The 3,513-nt window shown below is 75.9% G+C and carries 3 protein-coding genes; 2 read left to right on the plus strand and 1 reads right to left on the minus strand.

The window, feature by feature from the left end; translation table 11 throughout:
* Positions 1-134: 134 nt before the first annotated feature.
* The gene (locus tag AB0B41_RS22375; protein ID WP_358206280.1) at positions 135-656 is read right to left on the minus strand and encodes an inorganic diphosphatase; all 522 of its coding nucleotides are present in this window, start codon (positions 654-656) and stop codon (positions 135-137) included.
* Positions 657-832: 176 nt separating this feature from the next.
* Here AB0B41_RS22375 and dacB point away from each other — a divergent pair, with 176 nt between their 5' ends.
* Both dacB and AB0B41_RS22385 read left to right on the plus strand, forming a co-directional pair.
* Positions 833-2,284 carry a D-alanyl-D-alanine carboxypeptidase/D-alanyl-D-alanine-endopeptidase gene (gene dacB, locus AB0B41_RS22380; RefSeq protein WP_358206282.1) on the plus strand — a complete coding sequence of 484 codons (1,452 nt, stop codon included), beginning with the start codon at positions 833-835 and terminating at the stop codon, positions 2,282-2,284.
* 168 nt (positions 2,285-2,452) lie between these two features.
* Positions 2,453-3,513 (plus strand): DUF3037 domain-containing protein (locus AB0B41_RS22385; RefSeq protein ID WP_358206288.1); only part of this gene is annotated, 1,061 nt, incomplete at its 3' end.

Raw genomic sequence — 3,513 nt, forward strand, 5'->3', positions numbered from 1 at the left:
GGGAGCCGCCGTCCCCTGGCGCGGCGCCCCCGCGGGGGCGCGCCCCCCCCCCACGCGGCGCGGGCCCCGACCCCCGCCGCCGGTGGGGGGGGCGTGGCCGCGCCCCCCCCCCCCCCCCCGTCCCGTCCCCGTGCTCAGTGCTCGGCGGACTCGCCCTCGGCCGCCTCGGCCTCGGCGGCCACGCGCGCCCGCTCCCACGAGGCCTTGATCTCGCGCTCGGCGTCGGCGCGGCCGACCCACGAGGCGCCCTCGACGCTCTTGCCCGGCTCGAGGGTCTTGTAGATCTCGAAGAAGTGCTGGATCTCCGCCCGGTCGAACTCGGGCAGGTGGTGGATGTCGCGCAGGTGCTCCTGGCGCGGGTCGTCGGCCGGGACGCAGAGGACCTTGTCGTCGCCGCCCTTCTCGTCCTTCATCCGGAACATGCCGATCGCGCGGGAGCGGATCAGGCAGCCCGGGAAGGTCGGCTCCTGGACGAGCACCAGCGCGTCGAGCGGGTCCCCGTCCTCGCCGAGGGTGTCCTCGATGAAGCCGTAGTCCGCCGGGTACTGGGTGGCGGTGAACAGCGTCCGGTCGAGGCGGAGCCGGCCGCTCTTGTGGTCCACCTCGTACTTGTTCCGGCCGCCCTTGGGGATCTCGATGAGAACGTCGAAGTCCACGGGATGCTCCTTGTGGTCGGTCGTGCCTTCAGGTCGTGACTGGTGCAGGCCGCGACGGTGACGGCGCGGCGACTACCTCTAGTGTGGGGGACCGCGTCGCGCCGGTCGTGACCGGCCGGGGCCGGGGACCGGGGCCGGCGCCGCCGGTGTCAGCGGTCGGAGGGAGCGGTGGGCAGGTGGGACTGGGCCGCCGGATCGGCGACACCCTGAGGCTGCCGACGAAGCCGGGGCGGATCGTCCTCGTGGTCCTCGTCGTCCTGGCGCTCGCCGCCGCCACGGGTGGTGCGGTGGCCGTCCAGGCCCCGAATGTGCTGTCCGACCTGGGGCTCACCCGCGCGGCCCGGGCCGAGAAGGATCTGCCCACGCCGGTCCCGCAGCTCACCGGCCTGCGCGCCGACGCGCCCCTGCCGAGCTCCGCCGGGCTGGGTTCGGTGCTCGACCCGCTCGCCTCGTCGAACGCGCTCGGCGACTTCGCCGGCGTCGTCGTCGACCCGGCGGCGCAGGCCGGTGCGGGGTCCCCGACCGCGCCGCTGTGGCAGCAATCACCGGAGGAGCCTCTCGTTCCGGGCAGTACCGGCAAGCTCCTGACGGCCGCGGCCACCCTGCTGACCCTCGACCCGACCGATCGGCTCGTCACCCGCGCCGTCGCCGGCGCCGAACCGGGGCAGGTCGTGCTCGTCGGGGGCGGCGACCCCACGCTCACCGCGCTGCCCGAGGGCAGCACCGGCACCTACCCCGAGCCCGCCCGGCTCGACGACCTCGTCGCCGCCGTGCAGAAGGTGACGGCCGGGCAGAAGGTCACCTCGGTCGTGGTCGACACCAGCGCGTGGACCGGGCCGGTGCTCGCGCCCGGCTGGGACCCGGCGGACATCCCGGGCGGCAACGTCACGCCGATCGTGCCGCTGATGCTCGACGGCGGCCGGCTCGACCCGACGCTGCAGGACGGCCCCCGCACCACCACCCCGGCGGTCGACGCGGGCGAGGCGTTCGCGAAGAAGCTGGGCCTGTCGGCGTCGGCGGTCACCGAGGGCACCGCCCCGGCGAACGCGAAGCCGCTCGGCCAGGTCTACTCGGCGCCCGTGTCGTCGCTGGTCGAGCACCTGATGACCAGCTCGGACAACGTCCTCGCGGAGACCCTGGCCCGGGACGTCGCGCTCAGCCGCAAGGCCGATCCCTCGTTCGCCGGCGCCTCCGAGCAGGTCCTGGCCGCGCTGTCCCAGTCCGGGTTCGACGTCACCGGCGCCCACATGGCCGACGGCAGCGGGCTCTCCACCGAGGACCGGGTGCCGCCGCGGCTGCTCGGCGCGATCCTGGCGGCCGCCGCCGCGCCCGCCGGCCCTGGGGAGGGCACCGAGTTCCTGCGCCCGATCGTCTCCGGGCTCCCGGTCGCGGGCGGCGACGGCACGCTCGACGACCGGTTCGCCACCGGCAGCGCCTCCGCGGGCCGGGGTGTGGTGCGGGCCAAGACCGGCACCCTCACCGGGGTGAGCGCGCTGGCCGGCGTGGTCACGGACGTCGACGGCCGACTGCTCGTCTTCGCGCTGATGTCCAACGGCCAGTCCCCGGCCACCGTGCGGCCGCGGCTCGACACCATCGCGGCCACGCTGAGCCGCTGCGGCTGTCGCTGAGCCGCTGCGGCCACGCTGAGCCGCTGCGGCTGTCGCTGACTCCCGCGTAGCGTGGCGCGGGTGAACGCCCCCACCGGTTCCGCCGGCGCCGACGTGTCGACCCCCGAGCCCGACACCGTGTCCGGCCTGCCCGTGAACTGGGGCCTGGCCCGGCGCACCGCCGCCCGCCTGGTCCCCGCCGGCCCGCCCGTGAGCGCCGCCGTCGCGACCGAGCTGGTCGAGCGGCTGCGCAAGGACGCGGCCGTGGCGGAGGGGCACGTCCGGGCCGTGACCGGGCTGGGCGAGGGGCTGCCCCTGCTGCCCGCGGACGTCGTCGACCGGCCGGCGTGGGCCGCCGCGGCCGTCGACGGGATGGCCGAGCTCACCGCGGGCGCCCGGCTCCCGCGCACCGCCCGGGCGACCCGCGCGGTCACCTCCACCACCTCCGGCCTCCAGATCGGCGGGGTGCTCGCCTTCGTCGGCGCCCGGGTGCTGGGCCAGTACGACCCGTTCGGCGGGCCGGCCAAGGACGGCAGGCTGCTGCTCGTCGCCCCCAACGTCTACGCCGCCCAGCAGGCCCTCGACGTCCCGTCCGAGGACTTCGGCCTGTGGGTCTGCCTGCACGAGGCCACGCACCGGCTGCAGTTCACCGCCGTGCCCTGGCTGCGCGACCACTTCGCCGCCGAGGTCGGCCGGTTCCTGTCGATGAGCACGGCCAACGGCAGCGCCATGATCGAACGCCTGCCGGAAGCGGTGCGGGCCTTCAAGGCGGCCAAGGGGGACTCGCTGGCGCTGGTCGAGCTGCTGCAGGGCCCGGAGCAGCGCGCGGTGCTGGACCGGCTGATCGCGCTGACCACGCTGCTGGAGGGGCACGCGGACCACGTCATGGACGCGGCCGGTCGCGAGGTCGTCCCCACCGTCGAGACCATCCGGGCGCGGTTCACCGTGCGCCGGCGCGGCGGCGGGATCGTCGACCGCGTGCTGCGCGCGCTGCTCGGCGTCGAGGCCAAGGTCAAGCAGTACGCCGTGGGCTCGGCGTTCACGAAGCACGTGGTGGGCGCCGCCGGCATGGACGGCTTCAACAAGGTCTGGAACTCGCCGAACACGCTGCCCTCGCGCGCGGAGCTCGCCGCCCCGGACCAGTGGCTCGCCCGTGCGGTGCTGCAGGTCGTGCCGCGGCCCGAGCGCGGCGAGACGATGAACGCCGGCGTGCTCGTCTACTGCCGGGCGAAGGACTTCCTCGGCGGACG

Source organism: Pseudonocardia sp. NPDC049154 (assembly GCF_040648315.1).
Lineage (GTDB): Bacteria > Actinomycetota > Actinomycetes > Mycobacteriales > Pseudonocardiaceae > Pseudonocardia.